This is a genomic window from Halobacteriovorax sp. DA5 (assembly GCF_002903145.1).
GTDB lineage: Bacteria > Bdellovibrionota > Bacteriovoracia > Bacteriovoracales > Bacteriovoracaceae > Halobacteriovorax_A.
Genome location: NZ_PPDJ01000008.1, coordinates 94,415 through 120,731, shown reverse-complemented (window position 1 = coordinate 120,731; position 26,317 = coordinate 94,415). Strand labels below are relative to the sequence as shown.

The following is a 26,317-nucleotide window of genomic DNA, read 5'->3' as shown; positions in this document are numbered from 1 at the left end:
TCTCCTTAATTATCCCATCGGCTGAGGTCCGCCAAGGCCTGCACCTTGTGAACGAATCCTAGACATGGTTCCTTCTAAGCGTGAAAATTTATCTTTTAAGTTCTTTTCTTTTTGTTGAAGCATGTTCTCTCTTTGAGCAATCCTTCTATCAATTGTTTCAATATTATTTTCTAGTGATCTTTTTCTTGAAGAGAGTAGACCATTTGGAAACTGAAGAAGCTGGCCTACAGTTTCTTTGAGGTTATCGATGAATCCATTAGTTTTTGTACCGTCTTCGTAGCGACCAGTTAGAACTTCAGCAATATGATCGTAATCTTTCTCCATTACTGTTTGAAATTTCTTCTGATCAAACTCAAGTAAACCTTCCCTTGAAAATTGGATACCTAGTTCTCCAATACGAGAAGTCCCTCCGTCTTTAAGAGGAATATCTTTAAAGATTGCACTTCTTAATCGAGATTCGATTGATTGTAGAAGAATATCTCCACCTAGAGTTCGAGAGGTATCAGTCGTTTCATCCATTGTGTTTTGTTGTTTAATGAATGAGAATACACCGTTAATTTGATCAATTAGAGATTTTACTTTCTCTCCAATTTTTCCAGCATCTTCACTAATATTGATAGTGAACTCATCACCAGGCTTTGCCTTTTTAAGATCAAGAGTTACACCAGGTATTAGTTCTGCCGCTTTATTTTCAGGTAATTCGATTTCAAAACCATCAAGTGCAACGACAGCGTCTTGGGCCTCTCTTTCAAATTCAATATAAAAATCTTGTTCACCATCTACGAAATAGAAGTGTGGAAATTCTGCCTTGTTAATATCACCAGTATCTTTTAGCGATAGGATTAGGCGCCAAGGTGTATCTGATTCCGAACCGTCATTGATAACACTGGCCCTTAGTCCTGATTCTTCATCTTTGTTAATTAGTTTTGCTACTGACTTTAATGAAGCGTTGTCAGTATCTACGTATATTTCTTTTGTATCGCCACTTGGTAGTGAGTATTGAATAAACCCAACACCAATATAACTTTCATCTGGATCAGCAAAACCAGATGTCATGGCCGAAGACTTCTGTGCAAGTTGTTTAACTTCGAATTGATATGTTGCTGGTTCCGCAACGTTCTTATCCGCAGTAATTCCTACGATATCATCATTTCCAATAACACTTAATTCTCTTAGAGATCTGGCACTACCGTTTTGGAGGAGGGTTCCACGCATACCTTCAACTAGGGACGTAAGCTCTTGGACAAGTGCTTTCTTGTCAGAGATCTTACCTTTACGCATTTCCATATTTTGAATAGGAATTCGTTCAGCTTTCATAATTTGCTGAACAATATCCTTTGGAAGTCCCGTGTTAATGGAGCCCATTGCTATCGACAAAAATCCTCCTGATTTTAGATGTGAAAATCCTTTTCACACTTGTCTCCAACTCTGATTTTATCACACTTGAGCTTTTTTTTCCGTCGCATCATTAGTGGAAGAATTTTCTAGGCAAGGCCTCTTCGTCATTTGATGTTTTAGGGGCTATAATAGATAAATCCCTGAAAATAAAAAACCCGCCTTGTGGGCGGGTACTTTTCGAGAAAGTAATTTTTTTGGGATTGGGATTTTGTACTAAATTTATCGGGTATTACTGTGAAAACTTTAGAGAAAAAGTCGGATATTTACATTGAAAAGACAAAATTCTTGTTATTTCGACTAGTTACATATTTTACATTCTTATTATTGCCAATCTATTTGCAAAAAGAAGTTAATCTCGAGCCAATTTGGCAAATTATCGCAATGATTTTCTTTTCAATGTTTATTGTTTCTCAGTGGTTCTTACTGGGAAAGGAAATTGACCACCGATTAAAGATATATTTCAAAGTGAACTCATCCATCGATAGAGTCGTTTATCGACTTTTTATGGGGATGTTCTTTATGGCCATTTATTTCAACTTGCTAAGCCTTTTGCCTCACAAGTGGAGTTATAATATTTTTTGGCTTACGTGGATTGTGATGGGGCTATTTTATTCATGGCCTACGCGAGGAAAGATCATTAAGGAGTCGGTTTCGACTAACTTCCATGAGTATCGCTATCTTGATAAGTTTGAAAAGACAGTACTATTTTTAACAGTAGTTATGTTCTTTACTTCGCTACCTCAGTTGCCGAATTTATTTTCGACAAGTTCTCTAAGGCTGTTCTTTGATCCAAGTGAACGAGTCTCAGGAGCATTCTGGAACTTTATATCAATTAACTATATTCCATTTAGTAAGTATCCAAAGCTTTTAAATCTATCATGGTCGATTCATTTTTACTTTGTAACGATGTCTCTATTTTTGATGACCTTCTACGCTCTTCTTCGAAATTTTGTTTCAAGGAGACTATCTCTTCTTGGAGTATTCGCGTTAGTTTCTTCTTGGTCATTTTCAAAGATACTTGCAAATAACTACGGATTTACCCTTTTAACGACTTTTTCTGTTGTGTGGGTATGGTCTACACTCTGGTCGACAAAGAGTTCTACGTACCGTTCAGGGCTGTTTATAGGTCTGCTAGGTGCTTGGGGAACAGTTATTGATAAGTCGAATATAATCTTATTAATAGTTCAACTCCTATTAATCCATTTTGTTTTCTTCAAAGAGGAAACTGCATGGTATAAGAGACAATTTTTCAAATATACATTGTTGGGAGTCTTTCTCTCTATTTCTCTGTTCTTTTTATCAACGAGCACCGTTTCAATCGAAATGATTGAAAGTGTAAACATAATTTCTGCAGAGATTATGAGGCTCGTGTCTCGTAAATCATTCTTTATTCTCTCAATTTTTGGCCTAATAGTTTTTATGTATAAAATTTTAGGGCAAACGCGAAGTGAGAAGCACAAAATACTAAATATCTCGCATGATTCTTCCATTAAGGTTGCGATCTCTATTCTGTGCCTCCTTCTAATTGACGTTCTCTTTAGTTCGCGAACATTTCAGGACTTTTCTATACTGTGGTTATTGGCATTTTTTAGTGTCTTACTTATTGAAGTTATCTTCCAGAAAATCAGAGGGCTTAGAAGCTCTAGGAATATGATATACGCGGTTTATATTATTATCTGTCTACTGGACTCACACTTTGAAGGACGAGTTAAAATCCTATTAAGAACGATCGGAGCAATTGACTAAAATCCTAGGACTTAAAATTATTTATTTATATGAGAATTAATTTATAATTTAATTAACGTTAACGATGAAAGGGAGTTTCATCTGTTTAAGTCTCATATAACAAGACAATTGTTTGAAGAGTTTTCTGATTCCTACAAAATGCGTAAAGACGCGGCCACTTCACATCCATTTGTATTTGTCGACCCAGCTGATAGTAGTATCAAGCTGATAGCTAGTTCATTTACTTATGATGATGGTGAAGAGTATGGAGCGATCCTAGCAGGTAGTGAAGAATTAGAATTCATGGTTACTTCCGAGTAACTGCCTCTACCTTACTGAAATAACTATTATTGTGCTTTGAGCATAAGGGAAATCCATCCCTCAAAATCTTACTTCAGATATTCGAAAAATATTATTGACAAGCTTTAAAAGCACTTTGAAATGTGCATATGTGGATAAGTTAGCTTTTTTTGTTGGTAAGTTTACTTGCGACCTGTCAAAACCTGTCATCACATCGCAACATCTAAGGTAAAGTGTTGAAAATAAGGCATTTCATTAGTAAAAGTTAAATTAATGAAAAATAACCAAGTATTATGGTCAAGTGTGGATAACTCTGTTAATAATGTTAGTAAAAAACCTGAGTCAATAAGTTTTTTCACAAAAGAAATTTTTTTTTCGCGCTCAGATGTAAGAAAAATGTCGTGGACTTACAAAAAGCGACTTTTTCAGTTTTTTGAATAATGTTGGTCTAATATCAGATATAAGGTTTAGTTAATGACGTTTAAAGTAAAAGATTATTATTACAACAAGGCTAAGAAAGAAAACTTTTTGGCCCGCTCTATTTATAAGCTAGAAGAAATTGATAAGAAGTATAAGGTTATCGAAAAGGGTAATAATGTACTCGACTTAGGCTATTTTCCAGGCTCTTGGATGCAGTATACGAGCAAGAAGATTGGGCCAGAAGGCTTTGCAGTGGGTATTGATATCAAGCCAGTAAATAAGAAACTTTTAGGAGTTAAGAATGTCAGGCTTTTTGAAAAGTCGATTTTTGATGTAACAACTGTGGAGGAGCTTGATTTTGATCGCAAATTTGATGTTGTGATTTCTGATATGGCCCCAAACACTACTGGTGTACGCTCTGTAGACCAATTAAGAAGTTTAAATTTAATTGAACAAGTTTTTGCACATCTTGATGTCTTTTTAAAAAAAGATGGAAACTTTGTAATTAAAGTATTTGATGGCCATGAGGCCCAAGTCTTTTTAAAATCACAAAGAAGTATTTTTAAAGAATTCCATTTCCTAAAGCCGAAATCTACACGTTCGGTTAGTAAGGAGTTCTTTGTGATTGGTAAGGGCTATAAAGGTGTTCAAATATAGGTTTTTGTATAAGTATTTATTAGTTTTAGCTCCGCTCGCTTTAATAGGATATTTTTTAGTAGGAAAAGACGAGCAAAAGAAAATAGAAGTTAAGCCAAAGGCGAGTGAAATTGATAATCATCAATTGAAGCACTACCTCTCAAGCCAACTTTTAGATCCTAAAACTCCATTTAAACAAACAATTTCACATAATTCGAAATCTTACAAAGTGAACTATTCAACAGATCCTGAATTAGAGAGCTTTGTAAGAAAACGACTTCGTTATTATCGTCCTGATAAAGCAGCTATTGTTGTTATGGATAATAACAACGGTAATCTATTAGTCAGTATTGGATTTACAAGAGAAGGAAAGGTTTTTGATTACCTTCTTCCTTTTACTGGGACACATCCGGCAGCAAGTGTTTTTAAGATTGTTACAAGTGCAGATCTTATTAATAATGAAGATTTTAATATTCATGATAAGTTTAAATATCGTGGTCGCGGAACGACTCTTTATAAATATCAGTTAAAGAATAAAAAATCGCGTTGGCAGCGAACAACATCTTTTGATAAGGCTTTTGCATATTCTAATAATGTAATTTTTGGAAAGGCTGCAATTAATAATACAACTCCTGAAGAGTTAGAGGAGATGGCAAAGCGCCTTGGCTTTAATGACGAGTTAATGAAGGAAATTGACTTGGCCAAGTCGACATTTGAAATTCCTCAAACAGACTATGCAATGGCCGAAATAGCGTCGGGCTTTAATAAACGTACGCAAATCTCTCCGGTTCATTGTGCTGTACTATCAAGTGTTGTTGCTAATGATGGGGTTTTACAATATCCACGACTGGCAACTGACTTAGTTGATGAACAGAATCAAAAGGTTTGGCAAAACGAAATTCGTAAAGATCAGGTTATTGGCCAAGATACTGCTAAAGAACTATCTGAACTAATGCAAGGAACGATTAAACGCGGTACTGCAAGAAGAACTTTTCGAAGATACATGAGTAGACGTATTGCTAATAAACTCGAGATAGGCGGTAAAACTGGTTCAATTACTGGTGGTTTTCCGTTTGGGAAAAGAGATTGGTTTACATCTTATGCTAAACCGAAAAATAATTTAGACGATAAGGGTATCTCTGTTTGTGTCATGATTATTAACTATAAGAAATGGTATGTGAAATCGACTAAGTTGGCGCAAGAAATTATTTCAAAGTATTATCGAGGAATTAAGTGAGTGATATTTTAGACGAGAAAATTGCTAGTCGTAAGAAAAGTTTTCTAAGGATGAGTCGAGACTCATTTCTAATAATATTATTTCTTTTGGTTTTTAGATCTTCTTTTTATGAGCCATATCGAATTCCCTCTGGTTCAATGATCCCGACACTAGAAATAGGTGATTTTATTTTAGTTGAAAAATTCAGCTATGGCCTAAAGTTACCCTTTTCTGATATTGCCCTAGGTGGGGTTAATTCAAACCCTGTATATCTACTTAGAACTAATGATGTTCAACGTGGAGACATCATTGTTTTTAAATATCCAAACGATCCAAAAATTAATTATATTAAAAGAGTCGTTGGACTACCTGGTGAAACTATTGAGATTAAAAACAAGAAGATTTATATCAATGGTAAACCAATAAACGAAAAATTAATTGCAACAAGATTCAACGATAATTACGATTATCTTGAAACTAAGATGAATGAGAAAACATTTGTTGTTAAAAAAGATATGGATAATATCTATAAGCTAAACTATCCCGCAACAAAAATACCAAAAGACCATTATTTCGTAATGGGAGATAATCGAGACAACTCTTCTGATTCTAGAGCATGGGGATTCGTACCATTTGAAAATATTAGAGGACGCGCCTTCTTCGTTTGGTTCTCAATGATGCAAGATAGCTATACTGGTCAAATGAATATAAAATCAGAGCGTATTTTTAAGTCGATTGAGTAAGATCGATTCTTGTTGCACCATCATTTCCTTCATCTGGTGACCAATTTAGATCTCTCTGTCTTCTAAGCTCATTTCTCAGCCATTTCTTTAATGTACCATCGCCATGGCCATGTACAATGATTAAATAGGGAATATGTCCCATTCTTAGATCATCAATGCATGAAAAAACTTTCTGCTGGAATTCGCTTAAACGCATCCCACGACAATTAACCTCTGTAGTGTAGTTAATGGTCTTAAAGACATTAATTTCAACTTTTTTTGCTTTTTGTGGCTTCTTATTGTTGATACCTTGTTGATCAAAAAGGGAAGCCTTTGGAACAGAAATTTTCTTTCCATTAACCTCAACAACACAATTCTTACCTTTTATTTCAGAAACAATACATGTCGAATTCAGACGGTCGCAAAAATAGCGAGAACCAACTTTTATCTCAGTTGCAATTTGTCTTTCTTCTTTTGACCTTTCATTTCTATTTGGTTTAAGTCTTTCATATTGCTTGTTTAAGGTAGAAATTTCATTACTTAAGCTTTTAGTCTTAACATCATTAAGACCTTTTATGATCTTTTTAATTTCTTTTTCATATTGATCATAAGCTCTCTGTTTCTCTAAGAAGAGAATACCTTCTTGAGATTTTTTTTGATTCTTAAGTTCATGATTAAGCTGAATGTTTTCTTTAAGTGTTTTGCTGATTTTTTCTTGTTTCTTAGATAGATCTTGAAGAAGCCTTTCATAAGTAACGTATTTAGTATCAAGCATTTTTTTAGCATCATCTAAAATAAATTCAGGAATATTGTGTTTCTTACTAAGTCGCTTAAATATCTCTAGTGCCATTGATGAACCAGGTGTTCCAATGATTAGTTTGTATGTAGGAGTATTATTATCAAAATCATAACCTACATGGGCCGAGATAAATTCTTCACTTTCTTGGATTTTGGTTTTAAGTAATTGGTGGTGTGTCGAAATAAGAACATCACAACCAAGCTCTTTTGTAACATAATTAATAATTGAATAAGCAAGTGATGATGCCTCATCTGAAGATGTCGAATTAAAAATCTCATCTGCAGCAATAAGTGAATCATTTTGAATATTTTCTAGCATTGATAAGATTACCTGAACTTCTCCCGCAAATGAGCTTAGTCCCATTTCTAAATCTTGGTAATCGCTGTCAAAGTAGAATACATCACTTTTATATTGTAGTTTTGCTTTTTGCGCAGGAATGAATAACCCAAGTTTTAGGAATAAATGGGCAATAACAATACTTTTGATGGATACTGTCTTACCACCTGTATTGGGACCAGAGATAATAATACCTCTTTTTTCACTATCAACTTCGATTGTGTTTCTGACACAATTATCAATTAATGGATGATAAAAATCTACCAAGTTTGTTGAACCATCAATACTAACTTCTGGATAACAAAAACTTTTCGCGTGTGAATAACTAGCTAATGTATATGTATAATCTAATTCTATAAAAAATGAATACACATCATGCATTGTTGAAAGATCGTTATTCACTAGGTCACAAAAATTCTTACATATTTGTGATATGGCATAGTCAATTTTAGAGTTTATTTCGATAAGATCATTAGACATCTTTCTCGTTGCAACTGGTTCAACAAAAAGTGTGTTACCTGTTGAAGACCTTGCAACGATACTGCCTAGATCACTTCTATAAGAGTCACTTCTGATTGGAATGACAAATCTTTCATTAATAATATCAAAAGTATCCATTTGAAGACGCTTGGAAATGTCTTCATCCTTAAGAATAAAATTGATTGTTTCTCGAATTCTTTTTTCTAATCCTAATTGTTCTTGGATAAGTGGTGCGATAATAGGGTGTCTTTCAAGATGAACACTGCCGTCTGCATCGACAAACTTTCTAAATGGATTGATAAATTTCTGCTTTAGCCTTTGAGTTTTATTCACTAACTCATCTAGATAAATTCGATAGTGGCTAAAATTAAGAACTCTTTTGGCTGAAAAAAGGTTTTCAATTGTATTTGCCAGAAAGTTAAGCTGATCTAATGTCGCAACGCCACCTTTAGAGATGTAATTTAGGGCATTGTGATTTTCTTCACTATCTCTCAAATTACTAAAAAAATAGTCTCCTAAACTACCTGACTCATCAATTTTCTTAATAATCTCATTTAAGTCAAAAAAATGCTCACTTAATTGTTCAGATTCGAATATCTTTGGATTATGTTCTATAATATTTTTATTAACTTGAAATCTTGCGTGGGTGATTATTTCAGAAGCTATCTTGCTCCAGTCAATATTACTCAGTGTTTGTGACAAAATTGTTGGATTATTCATGAATTTAAATTTCTCAGAGCTAGGGCGAAATGTCGATAGAATTAATGATCAATTAATTGAAAATGGCGCTTCAACAAATCCTCGAATACAAAAAATCTTCTCATCGGGAAAGCTCGTATTATTACAGCTTAGACTTAGAGGAAAGAATCTTTGCATTACAATTGGAAGAGGAGGAGAGCATTGTGGTATTTGGGACTCAATTCAATCGATTCCTTCAGAATATCGAATTACACGTGATCAGTTTCTAGAATTTCTAAGATCTAATATTCGAAATAGTCGACTTATTGAAATTGAAACTGATACCAAAGATAAGTGCTTAAATTTCAAGTTTTACGATAAGAGTAACCTTTTGCTTTTCTGGAAAGGACGACAACTATTCTTTAGTTATGTTTATATAAACGAGGGGAAGAAGTTTCACTTTTCTCCATGGCAATCGAATAAGAAGCAAGTTTTTGATTTTGAAAATTATTTCGACATCTTCAATGAATTAGGAAGAAAACAACTTGATACAAAAGATGTTAAGGAAAAAAAGCTTATTCTAGCTGAAGAAGATGTTTTTAATAAAAAAGCAGAGACAACTTATAACAAAAAATTGTTGCGTAAGAAAAATTTTATTCAAAAAGACCTTGAAAACTGTAAGGTTAGACATGAGCTTGAAAAGAAATTAATTAACGATGAATTAGATTTAAATGAACACGTTTTCAAATATAAATCACTCAAAGCTAAGTTTGATTTTGGCCTTAGTTACTATCAAAAGAAGAATATTCTTTTCACGAAGATTAAGAAATTGCGAAAAGGTGAGGAATTTCTTGAAAAACGTCTTGCTGATGTTATTAAAGAAATTGAGTCCAAGAAGGAAGTATTTGTTCGAGAAAAAGTGAATGTACCAGTTTGGAAGAAAGTAGCACCCAAAAATACTGAAGTTAATAAGTCGGATGATCATTCAATTTTTAAATGGAATGAGATATCAATTGCTGTTGGACTAAATACTAAGGGAAATGATTATATCCGAAGTAAATGGTCTAGTAAGGGTGATATTTGGTTTCATATAGATGGAGATAAGAGTGCTCACGTTATTGTTAAGAATTTAGAAGGCTTTGATTTTGATAAATATAGTGTAGTTGCTTCAATTCTAGCTGATTACAGTGAGTTTAGTGCTGATCAAATACCTGTTATATTTACTCAGGTAGAGAATTTAAAAGGTGTTAAGGGCTCTGCAGGTAAAGTTATTTATAAGAAGGAAAAGCATTTGATTTTACCTAAAGTCAATTGGAAGGAAATAATTTCAACTAGTTGGTAAAGGTCTGTGTCCCTTTTAAAATAAGTTAAAAGGACATATTATGCTAAAATTTAACTTATCCCTAATTGTTGTTTTATTACTTTCTGTCACATCTGTATTTTCTAACAATAGTAGTATTTTTAATGATCACAAATTAAGAACCTACACTCCATTAGAAGGGGAGATTCAAGATTTATTTTTCGATATTCGAGAACCTAATCTTGAAAAGTATGTAAGAGCAAATACGGCCCTTGAGCCTGATGATGTTTACTATCGTGTTTATTGGGTATATCCAAACAATATTAGAATTAGAGTTGAAGGGTTACCTGAAAAAGGTTTTGATTTATTAAAGCAGACTTTGATTGCAAAAGTTAAACCTTACGTAGAATTAGTTTTAGCGAAAAATCTAACGACTCCTTTAGAAATGAGTGCATTTAAGAAGGATCCTAAAAATAATAGTCGATTCATACGAGTGAAGGATCAAGCAGAATTATTAGATTTGAGTATTGAATTGTATTCAAGTGGACAAATTAAAGAGATTGAATCAAGTAGTCCACAGTTGCATACAAAAACTTCTTTTTCATATTCAAAAAAATCATGGGCAAAAGGGAAAAGTGTTATTTCACAGATATCAATTTCTGAAGGAAGAGGTACTTCTTCAATTCTCAAAGAAATTGAAATTGAATATGAAAAATTTGGTACTTTCGGATTACCTAGTAATATCGAAGCAGTATCGTATGCCATAACTGGCGATAAAAAGGTTGAGCTAGGTAAGTTAGATTTGAAGATTCAAAATTATCAAATTAATACTGGGCAAGCCAAAAAGATTATAGGCCTATAAATGAGACAAATAGAAATTAATAAAAAAGTTAGACTTTACTTTGAAAGTAAAGTTATCCATTTATCTGAAATTGATATTGAGGATTCTCTACGCTCTTTTCGTCCGGGGGAATGGTGTAGTTTCAATCATTTGAAAAATAAGTATATTGGCTTTGTGAATCCAAACTCGACAAGAAAAAAGAATGTCGTTGTCTTGAATTCAACTTTAGGGCCATGGGATTACATCTCTAAAACAATTGAAAAGGCGATTCGTTATCGAAATGAAATTGGTTATGGTAAAAATGCTAGGTTAATTTATGGAGATGAGGATGGACTGCCTGGACTTATTCTCGATGGATATCAGAACTGTGCAATTCTACAAATCAATACAGCTGGAATGGATGGCTTTCGTAACGAGATAAAATCACATATCCAAAGCTTAGTAGATAAAGAAGTGATCCTTCTTGATAATAAGAAATATAGAGATATAGAAGAGCTTCCTGTTTTTGAAAGTGATGAATTACCAGATGTTATAAAAATTGAAGAAACAGAATTTCAATATCAAATCAAGAAAGATCTAATGCAGAAGGTTGGTTATTATTACGACCACCGAGAAAATAGAAGAAAATTTGAAGATCTAATTAAAAGAACAGGACAGAATTATAAGACTGGTTTAGACCTCTTTACCTATGTGGGATCATGGGGATTACACCTTCTCAGAGCTGGTGTTGAAAATGTTGAGTTTGTTGACCAAGCTAATATGAGTGAAGTTGTACATAATCATCTTGAAAGTAATAATTTCAGTGGCAGAGGAAACTTTACTCGTAATGATGTATTTAAGTTCTTAGATGAAAAAGTGAGTGAAGGGAAAAGTTACGATGTAATTGTCTGTGACCCTCCTGCTTTTAGTAAGAGTTATAAAGACAAAAAGGCTGCTATAAGTGGCTATGAAAAATTATATACAAAAATATTCAAAATGATAAACAAGGGTGGAATTCTTGCTGCTGCATCTTGTACTCAAAATATTTCAATGAATGAACTAGATCAATGTGTAGCTCGTAGTGCGCAGAAGAATAATTTATCAATCCGCTTAATTGACACAGGAATACAAGGACTAGATCATCCAATTAGCAAATTAGAATCAAAATCAAATTACATAAAATATTTAGCATATAAGGTGGAAAGAAATGACTGATAGTTCAAGACAGAAGGTTAATAGTGTTTTAGATAGGGCCAAACGTATTGTTTATGGTCAAGATGAAATGCTTGATAGTATCATTGCGGCTTTAGTCTGCGAAGGACATCTCTTAATTGAGGGGATGCCTGGACTGGGTAAAACTTTATCTGTTTCTACAATGAGTAAGCTATGTGACTTAACTTTCAAAAGAGTTCAGTTTACGCCTGACCTACTTCCCTCTGACTTAGTTGGAACGATGGTCTACTCTCAACAAAAGGAAGAGTTTTCTACAAAGTTTGGTCCAATCTTTACACAACTTTTACTTGCGGATGAGATCAATCGATCTCCTGCCAAGGTACAATCAGCTTTACTTGAGGCGATGGCCGAAAAACAAGTTACAATTGGTGACTCTACTCATAAGTTATCGAGCCCATTTGTTGTACTAGCAACACAAAACCCAATTGAGCAGGAAGGAACTTATCCGCTTCCAGAAGCGCAGTTAGACCGTTTTATGATGAAAGTTAGTGTAAATTATCCTGACTTCGAAGCGGAAAAATCTATTTTAGATTTAGAAAATGTAAAGCAAGACCTAGGCTCTTTTCTTTCAACCGACGATATCCTATCGATTCGCCAAGAGATCGATAAAGTATACGTCGATGATAAGATGAAAGATTTAATTATTAAAATTGTAAGAGCAACCAGACCTGGAGATAAGCATTTTTCTCCTGATTTTAAAGGACTTGTACAAGCAGGAGCTTCTCCGCGTGCAGCAATCTGGCTACAGAAACTAGGTCGTTTTAATGCCTTTATGGCCCAACGTGATTTCGTTACACCAGATGATGTAATGAAAGTCGTTGCCTCAGTGCTAGGGCATAGAATTATTTTAACTTATGAAGCATCCATTGATGGAATTAATCCGAGAGACTTAGCAGTTAAGATTGCTCAGAAAATGATTTAATATGAAGACACTTGAAGTACATCAAATTGTTCAAAATATGAAAAATAGTTTGTTCAAACGATCAAACTCATTTTCTATTGGTATGCTTAAATCTCACTTCAGAGGAACGGGATTAAAGTTTAAGGAACATCAGGTGTATGTTCATGGTGATGATGTTCGTTTTATTGACTGGAAGATGGTCGCAAAAACAAATACTCCATATATTAAGACTTTTGAAGAAGAGAGAAATGTTGAGATTACAATTCTTTTAGATTGTAGTCCCGGTATGGTTATCGGACACAACGGAAAGTCTAAGCTTGCAGCAGCTTTTGAAATTATATCGTTACTTTATTTACTCTCAGAAAAAACACATGACTATATAGAGACAATTATTTGTTTGAATGATCGAGTCTTAAGAGTTCAAAAAAAGAGAGGAGAGGCAGGTCTCGTTGCGTTTGTTGACGCCTTGAGGAAAACGAATGTTATTAATCAAGCCGGAGAGATTGATGTTGAATATCTGGTTTCTCAAAAAGAAAGAAATTTCGCTAAATTTGATGCCGAACTAGTTCGTGAATTTTATAAGAAAAGAGAAGTCGTTATTCTAAGTGACTTTTATGAATTCTTATCTCCAGAAACCCTAAAGAGACTAACTGCACGTAAACATGTTCATGCTTTTCGTTTGCTCTGTCCCCTCGATACTTCTAATGAGTTTCGATTCTCTATTGTTGGACGTATCGCTGGTAAAGGTAGTGGTAAGGTTGATACTAGATTAAAAGGAAAGGCGGAAGTTTTAGATTTTGGATTTCGTTTAAAAGATATAAATGTAGGGGATCGCTATTTAGAAGACTTTGTTAAGGAGATGTTGTAGTGAAAGCACGTTTCTTTTATGCATTCTTTTCAATTTTATTAATTTGTATGTCATTTAGCTCCTTAGCTTTAGACACCAAAATTGAGATAAGTATTGATAGTGAGAATAATGTTTGGAGTGTTGGTGAAATTAAAGACTTTAAGCTAACTATTTATCCAATAAATGACATAGTAGATGAAGATATAAAGGCTCATTTATTATCACGTGATTTTGCTGATATTATTAAAATATCAAAAGTTAATAAACAGTATTTCCTAGCTGCTAATCCAGAATATTATATTATTGAAGCCAGTGGTGTACTTATTGCTACACCAAAAGATTCGTTTCCAAAAATCTGGGATTATCGAGGAATGGCCCTAGGGGTTACATTTTCAGACATTAGTTTTCAAGATACTACAATTAAACAACAGGATTTTTTTGTATTTAACAAAAAGCTAAACGAAAATAAATCGATTTTAGATTATTCAATTTATCTTCTTATCGTTCTTATGGTTCTTGGATTGGCCATATATGGTTATCTACAATTTTCAAAAAAAAGAAGAGAGCATCAAAATTGGCAAAAAAGAGTTTTAACTTTTAAAAGTGCTGATACACGTGAAAAGCATGAACTTATATATAGTGAGAAGGATTCTTTTTTTGAATTATTTGAAAACCGCGAAGCCTTTAAAAATTATTTGAATAAAGTAAATGAAGTTCAATATAAAAGAGCTTGGACACCTGAAGATGATGTAGCAATTGTAGCTCTCCATGAAAAAGCAAAGGAGAATATCGTTGTTAAGTAACTATATCTTTCATAATAAATACTTATTCATCTTTGGAGTTATTGGCTTTCTTTTTTGGTGCGCTGATTTTTTTGCCATTTTTAAAAAAGGTGAACTTATCTTACCTCCTAAATATAGCTTAAAGAAAAGGCCGTCATTTCTAAGAGGGTTGCTGTTTCTAATGGCCATTGGTGCTTGGGCATTAATAAGCTTTTCATTAATGGGTCCAAAAACTCCAATGGGTAAAAGCAATGTAAAGAAAGAGATTAATGACATTTATTTTGTAGTCGACGTCTCTAGATCTATGTTGGCAGAGGACTTTCCGCCAAACCGCTTGGAAGCGGCAAAAGGGCAAATAAGAAAGTTCATTGAACTATCTCCTGTTGATCGCATCGGTATTATTATGTTTGGAGATAAAGTTTTTACACTAATTCCTGTGACTACTGATTTGAAATTAGTCGAACAATCGGTAGAACAAATTAATATTGGTTTTCTAGGCTCAGGCACAAATATTGGGGATGCCTTAGGGCTTGCACTAGCACGATCTGAAACTAGTGTTGCTGAAAACAAATCTATAATTTTACTAACTGATGGTAGTGCCAATGCCGGATTAATGTCACCGATGCAGGCAGCAGAAAAAGCTAAAGAGCTTGGCATTAAAATATACACAATTGGTATTGGTGGTGATCCTGATGCTAAACTACCAGTTGGTCGTGATGCATTTGGTAGAATGAGATATCAAAATATGCCTGGTCAAAGTATGGACTTTGAAACTTTGCAAAAAATAGCTGAGATGTCTGGTGGAAAAGATTTTGTTGCCTCTGATAATGAATCTTTGAATGAGGTACTTTCTGAAATTAATAAATTGGAAAGAAAGGGCCTTGAAATTAAAGGGCGAATTATTTATCAAGAGGACTATTACAAGTTCTTACTTGCTGGCGTTTTACTTTTGATATTAATTGAAAGTACTCGTAGATTATATTTAAGGGAAGTAGCATAATGGATTTCGTTAATACAAAGCTATTGATTATATCTATTATAGTAGTCGCTATATTTATATTTTTTCTTACCTTATTAAGAAAGAAATTTTTCAAGATTGTTAAACAAGTATGGAATTTTGATTCGCGTTTTATTTCTAAGCTATCTATGTTCTTATATGCGTTAGCATTTTTAGGTTTTGCCTTATCTTTAGGTGACTTAAGAGGGCCGGAGGAACTTGTTGAATCTAATATACCTAATCAACGTACACTTATTCTAATTGATAACTCGCAAAGTATGTTAGTTGAAGATATCAGACCTAATCGTATAGCTAAAGCTGCAATTATTGCTAAACATCTTGTGAAAAATGCATATGGGCACCAGATTGCATTAAGTGTCTTTTCTGACATACAAAGAAAAATTGTACCCTTTACTGATGATGTTGATATTTTAGAGTCACGTTTAGGAAGTATGCTGAGCGCAACACCAGAAGGTGGATCTAATGTGAGTCTTGCTCTTAAAGAAGCTTTTCAGTTTTTTAAAACGAGTGAAGGTTTTTCTAAAGGAAATATCCTCTTAATCACTGATGGTGAAGAGCATGGAAGTGTTGATGTTGAAATACCAGACGAAATCAGCCTTGCTATTATTGGCGTAGGAACTGAAGAAGGTGGAAAAATTCCAATGCGTGGAAAACGTGGAAACTTCTTCGGATATAAAAAGTTTAATGGTGTTGAAATTATATCAAAAATGAATAAACAATTTTTTGAAGATTTAGTCGGTAAGTCAAAATATGCAAAAGTATGGTTTGTTGAATCATATAGTTTACCGACGCAAGAAATATTGGCTTTCTTTAAGGATGTACATTTAAATTCTTTTACAAAAGGAACTTTGAGGTCTAGGCCGGTTTTAGGATATTGGCTTATTGTTTCAAGTATCTTGTTGTATGTGTTTTCTGTATTACTTGGGCGCTTTAGAACTTTTAAACCAGCTGTCTTAGTTTTACTTATGTGTCTTTTTATTTTGCCTGAAGTTAATACTTTTGCTCAGGACGATGAAGAAACTCCAGTTGATCCCTTACAGCAGGAACTTGTAGATAAAATGAGGGCCGGTAATATTTCTAAAGAAGAGAAGTTGAAACTGGCCGAGCTTTTTCTTAGGCAAAAAGAGGGGCAAAAGCAAGCTGCAGAAATTTATAATGAAACATTAAAGAATTATGAAGATGAAGCACCGGCAGATCTATTTAATTATGCAACTGCACTTTTGAAAGATAATCAATTCGTAGACTCTATTAATTTGTATAAGTACATATTGGAGAAGAACTCAAACAATAAAGAATTAGAGCAAGTCATTAAGGAGCAAATTAAGTTTGCCCTACAAAAGCAAAAACAAGACAAACAGAAGAAGAAAGAAGAAGAAAAAAAGAAGCAACAAGAAAAGAAAGATAAAGAGAATAAGGATAATCAGGAAAATAACGAGAATAAAGATAATAATGATGACCAACAGAAAAAAGAAGGTCAACAAGATGATAAAGATCAAAAAGACAAGGGTCAACAAGGAAAGGACTCTAAAAATAATAAGGACAATAAGAAATCAGACTCTTCAGATAAAAATAAAGATAAACAACAGTCTGAAGGTGATCAAAATAAAAATGAGAAGAAGAAACAAAAAACTCAGCAGCAACAATGGAAAGAACTTGAAGATCAAGCTAAGAAAAAGAAGCGTATGAGAAAGGCAAATGGTGTCTTCAAACAAATCATGAATGATGACTCTCAGTTGCAAAAGAAACTTTTTGATTCAACCTCAGATGGTAATAATCGTAAGGATTGGTAATGTTTAAGTATATAGTTTTATTTTTGTTAACATTTTCTTCGCTAGCACAAACGATAACTGCTAAGGTAAGTTCATCAGAAGTATCGTTAGAAGACTCTTTTAAGTTGATAATAAATTTCGAATATCAAGGAGAGACTGAACCATATGTAAATTTCAAATTGAATAATGCTGAGATCGTATCTGATAATACGAACGATGCAAGCCGTCTTATGATAAAGGGTTACTTTGCTGGCGGTAAGATGGTTCAAAAGAAAGTTTATAACTATGTTTATGAATTGAGGGCCATTAAAACAGGTTCTGCAGTCATTAGAGATATTAAAGTTGATTTTGGTGCCCAAGTTGTGAAACACAGATCATTAACTGTTAGAGTTCTTAGTCAAAGAGCAAGATTGCAAGATTATTTTGTACGTGCTGAAGTTGATAAGACACAGGCATATGTAGGTGAAAAGATCGACTTGGTTTATTACATTTACTTTAAAGGGCAGATTTCAAATCCTGAATTTGTAAAATTCCCTGTTCAAAAGAACTTTTTAAAAAGATTTGAATTACCAAGATCTTCGGTTGAAAGTGTAAGTATTCAGGGAGAAATTTATAAACGAGCCGCTTTGTATAAAAGTGTACTATATCCTGAAAAAGCAGGTGACTTATCGATAGATCCAGTTGAAATACGTTTTCAACATCCCGATTATACAAGTAGACGTGGGAATGCCTTTGGGATGTCCTTTACCTTTAGTACTGGTTCCGAAAAAACTAAAGTGTTAAGGAGTGATCGAGTTAAGATTAAGGCATTGCCTATACCTGTTGAAAATATGCCTAAATCATTTACTGGTCTAGTTGGTAAACATACTTTCAACCTAAGCCTGAATAAAAGTAAGATTGTCGTAAATGACGTACTTGAGGCACGTTTAGAAATTCGTGGTGATGGCGCTTTAGAGAAGTTTGATGCTCCTCGCTTGATAACATCAGATGCGTTTGAAGTTTTCGAAACAAGAGCAGAAATGATTGAACAAACAGCTTTAGTTAAAAATAAAGTTTTTGATTATACGTTTCTAGCGAAGAGGGCAGAGTTCGTATCGGAAAGGAAAATAGAACTATCTACATTTAACCCACTAACAGGGAATTTTGAAACGACAGAATTAACAATTGATCCATTGATTATCATAGGTTCCGGTTCTGCGGCTTCAAATATAGCTTCTGATGAGACTAATGACGTTGTTAAGAAAGTTCAGCAGACAGCTCCTGCCGAAGTGAAGACTGTTGTTTCTGGAAATATTATGGCCCCTGTTTTTACGAATTCTAAGAAAAGGAATTTGTGGGACATTATTAATTACTCTTTAATCGGGATCGCCGCTTTTGTAATTGCACTAACAGCATTTCCTTACATTCGCTTCTTTGATAGAGACCCATTTAAGAATCTTAAAAGAGAATTTAACTATTCTAATATTTTTCACCATATCACGACATTTACACCAGATGTGCATGGTGATAGTTTAAATGATCGTATTAAGGGGATGAGAGTCTCTCCTGAGGCACGAAAGTACTTTAATGACTTGGTTGATAATGCTGGAAAAAATGAATACAAGGGAGCCAAGTTACCTCTTAAGTATAAAAAAGAATATTGGCAAGAATTAGCTAGAGCAAATAATGAAAATAATTAAAAGTTTAAAAGATATTGAATGTGATAACTTTGCTATAACCATAGGAAACTTTGATGGTGTACATCGAGGACATCAAAGAATTATTAAGCAAATTTATAGTGAGTGTAGCGAAGCTAATTTAAAGCTCGTTGTTATCACTTTCACGCCACATCCTGTAGAAATTCTTAACCCTAAAGAACACTATCTTATCAATAGTTATGAGGAAAGAAGAGAACTTCTATCTGAATTAAGTATTGATTATCTTCTTGAAATTGAATTTAATCGAGATCTTTCAATGAAAGAACCAGATGATTTTTTAAACGAATATATTTTCAATCACGTTGAACCACAAAGAATATACTTAGGACATGATTTTGCCTTTGGTGCTCAGAAAAAAGGGAACCATGAGTTTGTTAAGAAATTTTGTGCTGATAAAGTAACAGATGTTAATGTTCTATGCTCTTACGATGTTGAAGGGGATAAAGTATCAAGTACGATCGTACGAGATGCACTATCTGTCGGTGATGTTGAAAGCGTTGCTAAATATTTAGGGCGCGAATACTTTATTCGCGGACGAGTAATCAAAGGAGCAGGTCGAGGTCGTCAGATTGGAATTCCAACTGCGAATTTAGCACTTGATCGCTATCGTCGCTATCCTAAAAATGGTGTTTATATAACTAAAACGAAATTTGGTGAATCAACTTGGTTTTCTGTGACAAATATTGGCCACAATCCTACATTTACTAACGGTAATAACGTTTTTGTGGAAACACATATTTTAGATTTCGATAATGATATCTATGGAAATGAATTAGAAGTTTCTTTTGTAAAGAGGCTAAGAGATGAAAAAAAATTCTCTTCAGTTAATGAGCTTATTGAACAAATAAAGCTTGATGTAGAAAAGACTCGAGAATATTTTAATGCTTAAGCTTGGTTTACTGGGAAAAGATATTCAACACTCAAAGTCACCACAAATCTATGATGAATTATATAGTGGTCAGGTAGAATATAGTCTTTTAGATGTCTCTTCTGAAGATAAGATTCCTTGCCTTAAAGATATATTTAAAACGTTACAAGGCCTTTCGATTACAGCACCATACAAGAAACACTTTTTAAATGATGTAATTCTAGAAGAGAGTGTTCGAAAAATAGGGGCGATAAATTGTATTAAATTTGATGGTACACAATTTTATGGCACAAATACGGACTTCTTAGCGGCCAAGGAGATCATATTAAATAATTCATATCATAAGAAAGATATCGTCATGCTTGGTGATGGCGCAATGACGGATATGTTTAAGGTCTTATTTGAAGAGCTAAATATTAGCTATCATCAATTTTCTAGGCGAAAAGATGGTGACCTTAATGCAGTTAAATACGAACAATATGTAGAACTAGATAATCTATTGATTATCAACTGTTGTGCTCGTCAATTTCAATTTAATTTATCGTTATCAACTAAGTCTATTTTCTGGGATATGAACTATTCCCATCCATTTCATCACTCTTTTCTGAGCAATAAACTCACTTATATAGATGGAAGTGAACTTCTTTACCTACAAGCCGTAGCAGCAAAAAAATTTTGGAACTTTACGTTATAATAGTAAATAAATAGTAAATAGTTAGTGTATCTAAGTATTCAATATTTAAAGAAACTAATCTTAGGATAACGTAAGGTGATAAGAAAAGAATTTCTAGAGGTCATTTCAAAAACGGGTATGGTACCAAGAAAAGATTTGGTGCCTTTGGCCGCAAATAAAAACCCAGGTGTTGTTTCAGAACTCGATTTGTTAAAGTTTAATTTCTTCGATGATATTAAATTTGCAAAAGCAATTGCAGAGTTAAGTGGGCTTACATATGTTGATCTCTCTGAAACTCGTGTTCCTGGCTCTACACTTCAGTTGGTAAAAAAAGGTGTCGCAACAAAGTTTCGAATCGTACCTTTAAAAAGACAGTCCGGTACTTTATCTTTAGCAATCTTTGATCCCTCTCTTGTGGAAATTAGAGCAGAGATTCAAAAAGAAATTCAATCAAACGTTGAGTTTGTTCTTACTTCATTATCAGCTTGGAAAACTTTATATCAAAATATTCAAGCCTCTATTGATGAAATACTTGAGACGGTTAGAGAAGTTAGAACTGATCAAGCTACTGGTGACGATAATGTTAAAGAAGAAGATATCGGAGAAGATATTATTTCTTACGTAAATAAGGTACTCGCTGAAGCGTATATTAAAAAGGTTTCAGATATTCATGTTGAACCTTATGAAAATAATTTTAGAATTAGGTTTCGTTTAGATGGATCCTTACATGAATATGCAGCACCTCCAAAATCGATGCTTTTACCACTTGTCTCTAGAATGAAAATTCTTTCACAGTTAGATATTTCTGAAAGAAGAATCCCACAAGATGGGCGTATTAAGCTTGAAATTGATGGTAATCCAATTGACTACCGTGTTTCAACACTTCCAACATTGTTTGGAGAAAAGGTTGTAATGCGACTGCTAGATCAATCAAATCTACAGCTTGATATGACTAAGTTAGGTTTTGAAAAGAAACAGCTAGAAGTTTTCTTAGAAGGGATTAAGCAGCCATATGGAATGTGTCTTGTAACTGGACCAACAGGGTCTGGAAAAACGACGACTCTTTATTCAGCACTATCAGAACTTAATAATATAGAAAAAAATATTTCCACTGCAGAAGATCCTTGTGAATTCAACTTGGAAGGTATCAATCAGGTTAACGTTAGAAAAGATATTGGTTTAGACTTTGCAAGGGCCCTTAAGGCCTTTCTTAGACAAGATCCTGATATCATCATGGTTGGGGAGATTAGAGATCAAGAAGTTGGAGAGATTGCTATTGAGGCCGCTCTTACTGGCCACATGGTTCTTTCTACGCTTCACACGAATGATGCGCCTTCAACGGTAACTCGATTGTTAAATATGGGAATTGAACCATTTCTTGTAACTGGTGCGTTGAATGTTGTTGTTGCACAAAGGTTATGTAGAAAGATTTGTGAAAATTGTAAGACTATAGATGAAAGCGTAACTGTTGATCAGATTGTTGCATGTGGAGTTACTCCTAATTCTGCAAAGAACTTAAAAGTCTATCATGGTACAGGTTGTGAGTTTTGTGATGGGTCTGGATATAAGGGCCGTGTCGCAATCTATGAAGTTCTAGAAATGACTCCTGCTGCAAGGGACCTCGTTTTAAAGCATTGTTCTTCTGATGATTTGAAAAAACAGGCTATAGCTGACGGTATGAAAACTCTAAGAATGTCTGCATTAACCAAGGTTGCAGAGGGTGTCACAACTTTAGCGGAAGCAATTAAAAACTCAAGTGTTGATAAATTATAAAAATATAAATGGGTGATATAGATGAGTAGCGATAATACGCAAACAAAAACTAAAACCGAAACAAAAACAGGTGCTATCACGAGTGCGGAGTCTTTGAAGATTCAACAGTTATTTAAGCTGATGGTTGATAATGGTGGATCCGATTTGCACTTAACTCCTGGTACAGCTCCTGCAATGAGAGTCAACGGGGATATTGTAAGAGTTAAACTACCGGCCCTTGATGCATCCTCAAGTAAATCACTTATCTATCAAATTCTTTCTGAAGAACAGAGAAATGAGTTTGAAAAGAATTTAGAGCTAGACCTTGCATTTGGGATAAAAGGCCTAGCACGTTTTAGAGCAAATATTTTTTATTCTAAAGGTGGAGTTGCGGCAGTATTTCGTTTGATTCCAAGTGCTGTTCCTGACTTTAAAGCACTTAACTTACCAAATGTTTTAATGGAAATGACTGATGTTTCAAATGGTTTATTTCTAGTTACTGGGCCTACTGGTTCTGGTAAGTCGACGACTCTTGCAGCTCTTATAAATCGATTAAATGAAATGGAGCCTGCGCATATTGTGACACTGGAAGATCCTGTTGAATTCGTCCATCCTCACAAAACGAGTATTGTAAACCAACGTGAAATTGGACGAGATACTCATTCATTTGAAAATGCTTTAAAAGGTCTCTTAAGACAAGATCTGGATATTGTTCTTGTCGGGGAGATGAGAGACGTTGAGACAATTGAAGCCGCTCTAACGATTGCGGAAACAGGACACTTGGTTTTTGGAACACTACACACTAACTCATGTGTGCAAACAATTAACCGTCTCGTTAACGTATTCCCTTCAGATCAACAGGATCAAGTTAGAACGCTTCTTTCATTTGTTTTACAAGGTGTTGTTTCACAACAGCTTTTACCTAAGACACATGAACCAGGACGTGTCGCTTGTTTAGAAATTCTAAGACCTACACCGGCAATTAGAAATCTAATTCGTGAAGATAAGATGCATCAAATTTATTCTCAGATGCAGATTGGTCAAGATAAGACTGGTATGACGACAATGAATCAGTCAATTAAAAAACATGTTGATTCAGGGGCAATTGATGCAGAGACAGCAATGTCGTATTCAACGAATCCGGAAGAACTTGGGCCGCAACTAGGTCTTAAGGAGAGATAGAGTAAGATATGCCAATTTATAAATGGGAAGGACTAGATAAAAACGGAAAGAAGACCAACGGTCAAATACAGGCCAATGATGAGAAGGACGCTAAGAAAAGACTTCGCGCCCAAGGAAATCGTGTACGTAAAATTATTCCACCTTCGATCTTAGAATTTGATATTAACACATGGTTAATTGAAAAAGGTATTGGTTCTGCTTTCGGTGCAGCCGAGCTTATGAACTTTACAAAGCAATTGTCTATTATGATCAATGCAGGTGTACCTATTATTTTGGCGCTTGAGATTATTTATAAATCAGAGAAAAATCCTTCTTTAAAGAATGCTGTTAAAAATATTGCGACTGATGTTTCAGAAGGTAATACGCTAGCCGAAAGTATGCGTAAGCAACAAGGCTTTGATAACCTTTACTGTAACCTTGTTAAGGCCGGAGAGGTTGGAGGGATTCTAGATGAGATTCTTTCTAAACTAACAGAGCACTTAGAAAAGCAAGAGAAGATTAAAAAACAAATTAAATCAGCTATGAGTTATCCATTAATTGTTTCAGGTATTGGTGCTTTAGTAGTTTGGGGACTAATTACTTATGTTGTGCCTCAGTTTACTGGAATGCTTGCGGACACTGGACAAGAGCTCCCTTGGATTACTCAATTTGTAATTGATACTTCAGAATTTTTTGGTGAATACTCTGGCAAGATGATCCTAGGTGGAATAGCTTTATTAATTTTTCTAACTTACTTCATAAAAACACCTCAAGGAAAAATTGTATTTGATAAGTTTTCAATGAGTGTACCAGGCTTTGGTATTGTTATTATTAAGGGGAGTTTAGCTCAGTTTTCAAGAACTCTTTCAACACTGCTTGGTTCAGGTGTAGCACTCATCGATGCCTTAGAAATTTGTGTTGAAACAATTGATAATAGTGTTATCTCTGGTGATATCAAAGAAGTAAGAAAGAAAGTTATTGAAGGTAAAACTCTTACTGAACCATTAACTAAGATTGACTACTTTCCAGAAATGGTTGCTCAGATGATTAAGGTTGGTGAGTCAACAGGGGCCATTGATCAAATGCTGGCAAAGATCTCTGTTGTTTTTGAAGATGAAGTTAATGATGCAATTACTGCAGCAACAAAAATGCTAGAACCTTTAGTTCTTGTCGTTCTTGGTGGAATTATTGGTGGTGTTCTTATAGCAATTTACTTACCAATGTTCATGTCAGCGGGGGCATAAATACTTAAATTGACTAAGATTAGAGGCAAAAAAGTAGTTAAAATTATTTATTGTTTTAAGATAAGGCATTGATATTATTGGGATTTAATTTTTAACTTAAATATGCCGTAAAGTAGTTATAGGGCTGGTTAAATCTTAATTTTAGCTAAGTTCTTAAAGTTATTTAAATTAATCTATCTAAATTAGATTAACGAGGAGAAAAGACATGAAATTTACGAACGAGTTGAAAAACTCAAAAGGGTTTACCCTAGTTGAGTTGATGGTCGTTGTTGCCATCATCGGGATTCTATCTGCGGTAGCAATTCCAAACTTTAAAAAGTATCAAGCGAAAACGAAAACTTCTGAAGCGAAACTTCAGTTAGCTTCAATTTACTCAGCGATGACAGCTATCCAAACTGATTATGATGCCTTCGGTACATGTTTAGGTGATGCTGGTTATGTATCTCCAAATGGTGCATGGGATTCATCTACTCCAACTAGTGGAAGTAACTATTATTCAATCGGATTTAGTGCTGCTAACTCGACACCAAACCAAATTGTTAGAGATAACGGCGGAACTTGTCAGAATATCGAATTTGGAGCACCTGCATTTAAGAAGGTTGGTGGACAGAGAACAACTGTTGCTAACATTTCTACGATCGCTGTTTCAAACATGGGGAATGGTTCACAAACTGCTCCAGGTGTTGATGCTCAAGGTGGTTACTTTGTAGCTGGAGCAATTGGCTATATTGATACAGATAACATTACAACTGCTAGAGCTAGTAAATGGGCAATTGACCAAGACAAAGTACTTAGAGAGATTAATAAAGGTTACTAATCTTTAATTTAATAATCTTGAAAATAGAAGGCCTCATTAATTTGAGGCCTTTTTTATTTCTTCTATTTTCTTAATTAAAACTTCTCGTTCTTTTATATCTTTAGTTCTATTCAATTGTAATTGAAGGAGTTGGAGGTGAGACTGTTTAGACTTACGTTTATTCTTAGCCTCTTCAATTAATCTTGGGAGAATTACAAAGTTTACAGCATAAGGTGTCTTTTGAATCTTTTGATACATTAATAGGGAATTGTCGTAATCTTTGAGTTGAAAGTGATAGTTAAAGGCGGCATTGTACATAAGTCTGTAATCGTTAGGAAAAACCTGTAAACCTCTATTGAATATTATCTCCGCTCCCAAAATATCATCTTTAATGATTGATAAGTAGATACCACCATGAAGATAATTTTCGTAAAACTCTCTATCTAAATCAGCAATTAGTTTAAACCTATAATATAGCCATGACTTCTCTTGGTTCTTTACGTGTTCAATATCAGCGTCAAGAAGCGTTTTTGTCCAATAGTAGCTTGAAATAAAACGGTAGTTTCCAAATGAAACAATTTTTATAAAATCACTATTTAAAGTAGTAAATAACTCAGGATTAACTGGTTTTTTAAATGAGAGATTATAGTTAATACCTATTAAAAGTATGAATAGGATCAAAGGAATCAATTTATTTGTAAGTTGTGTTTTCTTCATGAGCATATCTGATTATACTAATATTAAAA

General features: G+C 34.1%; 23 protein-coding genes. 20 read left to right on the top strand and 3 right to left on the bottom strand.

Going from position 1 to position 26,317, the window contains the following annotated elements:
• Positions 1 to 9 precede the first annotated feature (9 nt).
• Positions 10 to 1,377 (bottom strand): flagellar filament capping protein FliD, encoded by a 1,368-nt coding sequence (gene fliD / locus C0Z22_RS11350; RefSeq protein WP_146037878.1) that lies wholly within the window; start codon positions 1,375 to 1,377, stop codon positions 10 to 12.
• Between the two features lie 357 nt (positions 1,378 to 1,734).
• On the opposite strand from fliD, the gene C0Z22_RS11345 reads away from it, so the two are divergent.
• The 5 genes from C0Z22_RS11345 to lepB all read left to right on the top strand — a co-directional run bounded on the left by C0Z22_RS11345 (position 1,735) and on the right by lepB (position 6,438).
• Positions 1,735 to 3,144, top strand: coding sequence for a hypothetical protein (locus C0Z22_RS11345; RefSeq protein ID WP_146037877.1), 1,410 nt, complete (start codon positions 1,735 to 1,737; stop codon positions 3,142 to 3,144).
• Positions 3,145 to 3,282: 138 nt separating this feature from the next.
• Complete coding sequence (locus tag C0Z22_RS16045; protein WP_158246909.1) at positions 3,283 to 3,444, top strand: hypothetical protein; 162 nt, start codon at positions 3,283 to 3,285, stop codon at positions 3,442 to 3,444.
• 453 nt (positions 3,445 to 3,897) lie between these two features.
• Entirely contained in the window at positions 3,898 to 4,500 is a 603-nt protein-coding gene (locus C0Z22_RS11335) for an RlmE family RNA methyltransferase (protein WP_103218488.1), read from the top strand.
• Between the two features lie 4 nt (positions 4,501 to 4,504).
• Positions 4,505 to 5,716, top strand: coding sequence for a penicillin-binding transpeptidase domain-containing protein (locus C0Z22_RS11330; RefSeq protein ID WP_146037876.1), 1,212 nt, complete (start codon positions 4,505 to 4,507; stop codon positions 5,714 to 5,716).
• Positions 5,713 to 6,438 (top strand): signal peptidase I, encoded by a 726-nt coding sequence (lepB, locus tag C0Z22_RS11325; protein WP_103218486.1) that lies wholly within the window; start codon positions 5,713 to 5,715, stop codon positions 6,436 to 6,438. The genes C0Z22_RS11330 and lepB overlap by 4 nt, the downstream gene beginning before the upstream one ends.
• On the opposite strand, the gene C0Z22_RS11320 is transcribed toward lepB, so the two are convergent.
• The gene (locus C0Z22_RS11320; protein ID WP_103218485.1) at positions 6,422 to 8,752 is read right to left on the bottom strand and encodes a Smr/MutS family protein; all 2,331 of its coding nucleotides are present in this window, start codon (positions 8,750 to 8,752) and stop codon (positions 6,422 to 6,424) included. The two genes, lepB and C0Z22_RS11320, sit on opposite strands and share 17 nt — an antisense overlap.
• Here C0Z22_RS11320 and C0Z22_RS11315 point away from each other — a divergent pair.
• The 15 genes from C0Z22_RS11315 (at position 8,751) to C0Z22_RS16345 (ending at position 25,592) form a co-directional block, all read left to right on the top strand.
• Complete coding sequence (locus C0Z22_RS11315) at positions 8,751 to 10,052, top strand: NFACT RNA binding domain-containing protein (RefSeq protein WP_103218484.1); 1,302 nt, start codon at positions 8,751 to 8,753, stop codon at positions 10,050 to 10,052. The two genes, C0Z22_RS11320 and C0Z22_RS11315, sit on opposite strands and share 2 nt — an antisense overlap.
• 40 nt (positions 10,053 to 10,092) lie before the next feature.
• Positions 10,093 to 10,872, top strand: coding sequence for a hypothetical protein (locus C0Z22_RS11310; RefSeq protein ID WP_103218483.1), 780 nt, complete (start codon positions 10,093 to 10,095; stop codon positions 10,870 to 10,872).
• Positions 10,873 to 12,045, top strand: a complete 1,173-nt coding sequence (locus tag C0Z22_RS11305; RefSeq protein ID WP_103218482.1) for a class I SAM-dependent rRNA methyltransferase — start codon at positions 10,873 to 10,875, stop codon at positions 12,043 to 12,045.
• Complete coding sequence (locus tag C0Z22_RS11300) at positions 12,038 to 12,985, top strand: MoxR family ATPase (protein ID WP_103218481.1); 948 nt, start codon at positions 12,038 to 12,040, stop codon at positions 12,983 to 12,985. The genes C0Z22_RS11305 and C0Z22_RS11300 overlap by 8 nt, the downstream gene beginning before the upstream one ends.
• 1 nt (position 12,986) lies before the next feature.
• Entirely contained in the window at positions 12,987 to 13,832 is an 846-nt protein-coding gene (locus C0Z22_RS11295; RefSeq protein ID WP_103218480.1) for a DUF58 domain-containing protein, read from the top strand.
• Positions 13,832 to 14,614 carry a hypothetical protein gene (locus tag C0Z22_RS11290; protein ID WP_103218479.1) on the top strand — a complete coding sequence of 261 codons (783 nt, stop codon included), beginning with the start codon at positions 13,832 to 13,834 and terminating at the stop codon, positions 14,612 to 14,614. Before C0Z22_RS11295 ends, C0Z22_RS11290 begins: the two co-directional genes overlap by 1 nt.
• On the top strand, positions 14,580 to 15,593 hold the full coding sequence (locus tag C0Z22_RS11285) for a VWA domain-containing protein (RefSeq protein ID WP_103218478.1): 1,014 nt from the start codon (positions 14,580 to 14,582) through the stop codon (positions 15,591 to 15,593). The genes C0Z22_RS11290 and C0Z22_RS11285 overlap by 35 nt, the downstream gene beginning before the upstream one ends.
• A gap of 146 nt (positions 15,594 to 15,739) precedes the next feature.
• Positions 15,740 to 17,401, top strand: a complete 1,662-nt coding sequence (locus C0Z22_RS11280; RefSeq protein ID WP_158246907.1) for a VWA domain-containing protein — start codon at positions 15,740 to 15,742, stop codon at positions 17,399 to 17,401.
• Positions 17,401 to 19,059 (top strand): BatD family protein, encoded by a 1,659-nt coding sequence (locus C0Z22_RS11275; RefSeq protein WP_103218476.1) that lies wholly within the window; start codon positions 17,401 to 17,403, stop codon positions 19,057 to 19,059. Before C0Z22_RS11280 ends, C0Z22_RS11275 begins: the two co-directional genes overlap by 1 nt.
• Positions 19,046 to 19,966, top strand: coding sequence for a bifunctional riboflavin kinase/FAD synthetase (locus tag C0Z22_RS11270; RefSeq protein ID WP_103218475.1), 921 nt, complete (start codon positions 19,046 to 19,048; stop codon positions 19,964 to 19,966). Before C0Z22_RS11275 ends, C0Z22_RS11270 begins: the two co-directional genes overlap by 14 nt.
• On the top strand, positions 19,959 to 20,639 hold the full coding sequence (locus C0Z22_RS11265) for a hypothetical protein (protein ID WP_103218474.1): 681 nt from the start codon (positions 19,959 to 19,961) through the stop codon (positions 20,637 to 20,639). Before C0Z22_RS11270 ends, C0Z22_RS11265 begins: the two co-directional genes overlap by 8 nt.
• Positions 20,640 to 20,714: 75 nt before the next feature.
• A complete protein-coding gene (locus tag C0Z22_RS11260; RefSeq protein WP_199177555.1) occupies positions 20,715 to 22,391 on the top strand; it encodes a GspE/PulE family protein in 1,677 nt (558 codons plus the stop codon).
• A gap of 21 nt (positions 22,392 to 22,412) precedes the next feature.
• Complete coding sequence (locus C0Z22_RS11255) at positions 22,413 to 23,552, top strand: type IV pilus twitching motility protein PilT (protein ID WP_103218473.1); 1,140 nt, start codon at positions 22,413 to 22,415, stop codon at positions 23,550 to 23,552.
• An 8-nt stretch (positions 23,553 to 23,560) separates the two neighbouring features.
• Positions 23,561 to 24,775, top strand: a complete 1,215-nt coding sequence (locus tag C0Z22_RS11250) for a type II secretion system F family protein (protein WP_103218472.1) — start codon at positions 23,561 to 23,563, stop codon at positions 24,773 to 24,775.
• 205 nt (positions 24,776 to 24,980) lie between these two features.
• Entirely contained in the window at positions 24,981 to 25,592 is a 612-nt protein-coding gene (locus C0Z22_RS16345; protein WP_103218471.1) for a type IV pilin protein, read from the top strand.
• A gap of 36 nt (positions 25,593 to 25,628) precedes the next feature.
• Here C0Z22_RS16345 and C0Z22_RS11240 read toward each other — a convergent pair whose 3' ends face one another.
• Positions 25,629 to 26,288, bottom strand: coding sequence for a hypothetical protein (locus C0Z22_RS11240; protein ID WP_103218470.1), 660 nt, complete (start codon positions 26,286 to 26,288; stop codon positions 25,629 to 25,631).
• Positions 26,289 to 26,317: the final 29 nt, after the last annotated feature.

Excerpts from the sequence above, each read along its gene's own strand:
- C0Z22_RS16045 (WP_158246909.1), top strand. The coding sequence starts at position 3,283 with ATGCGTAAAGACGCGGCCACTTCACATCCATTTGTATTTGTCGACCCA.
- C0Z22_RS11335 (WP_103218488.1), top strand. The coding sequence starts at position 3,898 with ATGACGTTTAAAGTAAAAGATTATTATTACAACAAGGCTAAGAAAGAA.
- C0Z22_RS11315 (WP_103218484.1), top strand. The coding sequence starts at position 8,751 with ATGAATTTAAATTTCTCAGAGCTAGGGCGAAATGTCGATAGAATTAAT.
- C0Z22_RS11320 (WP_103218485.1), bottom strand. The coding sequence starts at position 8,752 with ATGAATAATCCAACAATTTTGTCACAAACACTGAGTAATATTGACTGG.
- C0Z22_RS11310 (WP_103218483.1), top strand. The coding sequence starts at position 10,093 with ATGCTAAAATTTAACTTATCCCTAATTGTTGTTTTATTACTTTCTGTC.
- C0Z22_RS11305 (WP_103218482.1), top strand. The coding sequence starts at position 10,873 with ATGAGACAAATAGAAATTAATAAAAAAGTTAGACTTTACTTTGAAAGT.
- C0Z22_RS11300 (WP_103218481.1), top strand. The coding sequence starts at position 12,038 with ATGACTGATAGTTCAAGACAGAAGGTTAATAGTGTTTTAGATAGGGCC.
- C0Z22_RS11295 (WP_103218480.1), top strand. The coding sequence starts at position 12,987 with ATGAAGACACTTGAAGTACATCAAATTGTTCAAAATATGAAAAATAGT.
- C0Z22_RS11285 (WP_103218478.1), top strand. The coding sequence starts at position 14,580 with ATGAAAAAGCAAAGGAGAATATCGTTGTTAAGTAACTATATCTTTCAT.
- C0Z22_RS11280 (WP_158246907.1), top strand. The coding sequence starts at position 15,740 with ATGTTCTTATATGCGTTAGCATTTTTAGGTTTTGCCTTATCTTTAGGT.
- C0Z22_RS11275 (WP_103218476.1), top strand. The coding sequence starts at position 17,401 with ATGTTTAAGTATATAGTTTTATTTTTGTTAACATTTTCTTCGCTAGCA.
- C0Z22_RS11270 (WP_103218475.1), top strand. The coding sequence starts at position 19,046 with ATGAAAATAATTAAAAGTTTAAAAGATATTGAATGTGATAACTTTGCT.
- C0Z22_RS11265 (WP_103218474.1), top strand. The coding sequence starts at position 19,959 with ATGCTTAAGCTTGGTTTACTGGGAAAAGATATTCAACACTCAAAGTCA.
- C0Z22_RS11255 (WP_103218473.1), top strand. The coding sequence starts at position 22,413 with ATGAGTAGCGATAATACGCAAACAAAAACTAAAACCGAAACAAAAACA.
- C0Z22_RS11250 (WP_103218472.1), top strand. The coding sequence starts at position 23,561 with ATGCCAATTTATAAATGGGAAGGACTAGATAAAAACGGAAAGAAGACC.
- C0Z22_RS16345 (WP_103218471.1), top strand. The coding sequence starts at position 24,981 with ATGAAATTTACGAACGAGTTGAAAAACTCAAAAGGGTTTACCCTAGTT.
- C0Z22_RS11240 (WP_103218470.1), bottom strand. The coding sequence starts at position 26,288 with ATGAAGAAAACACAACTTACAAATAAATTGATTCCTTTGATCCTATTC.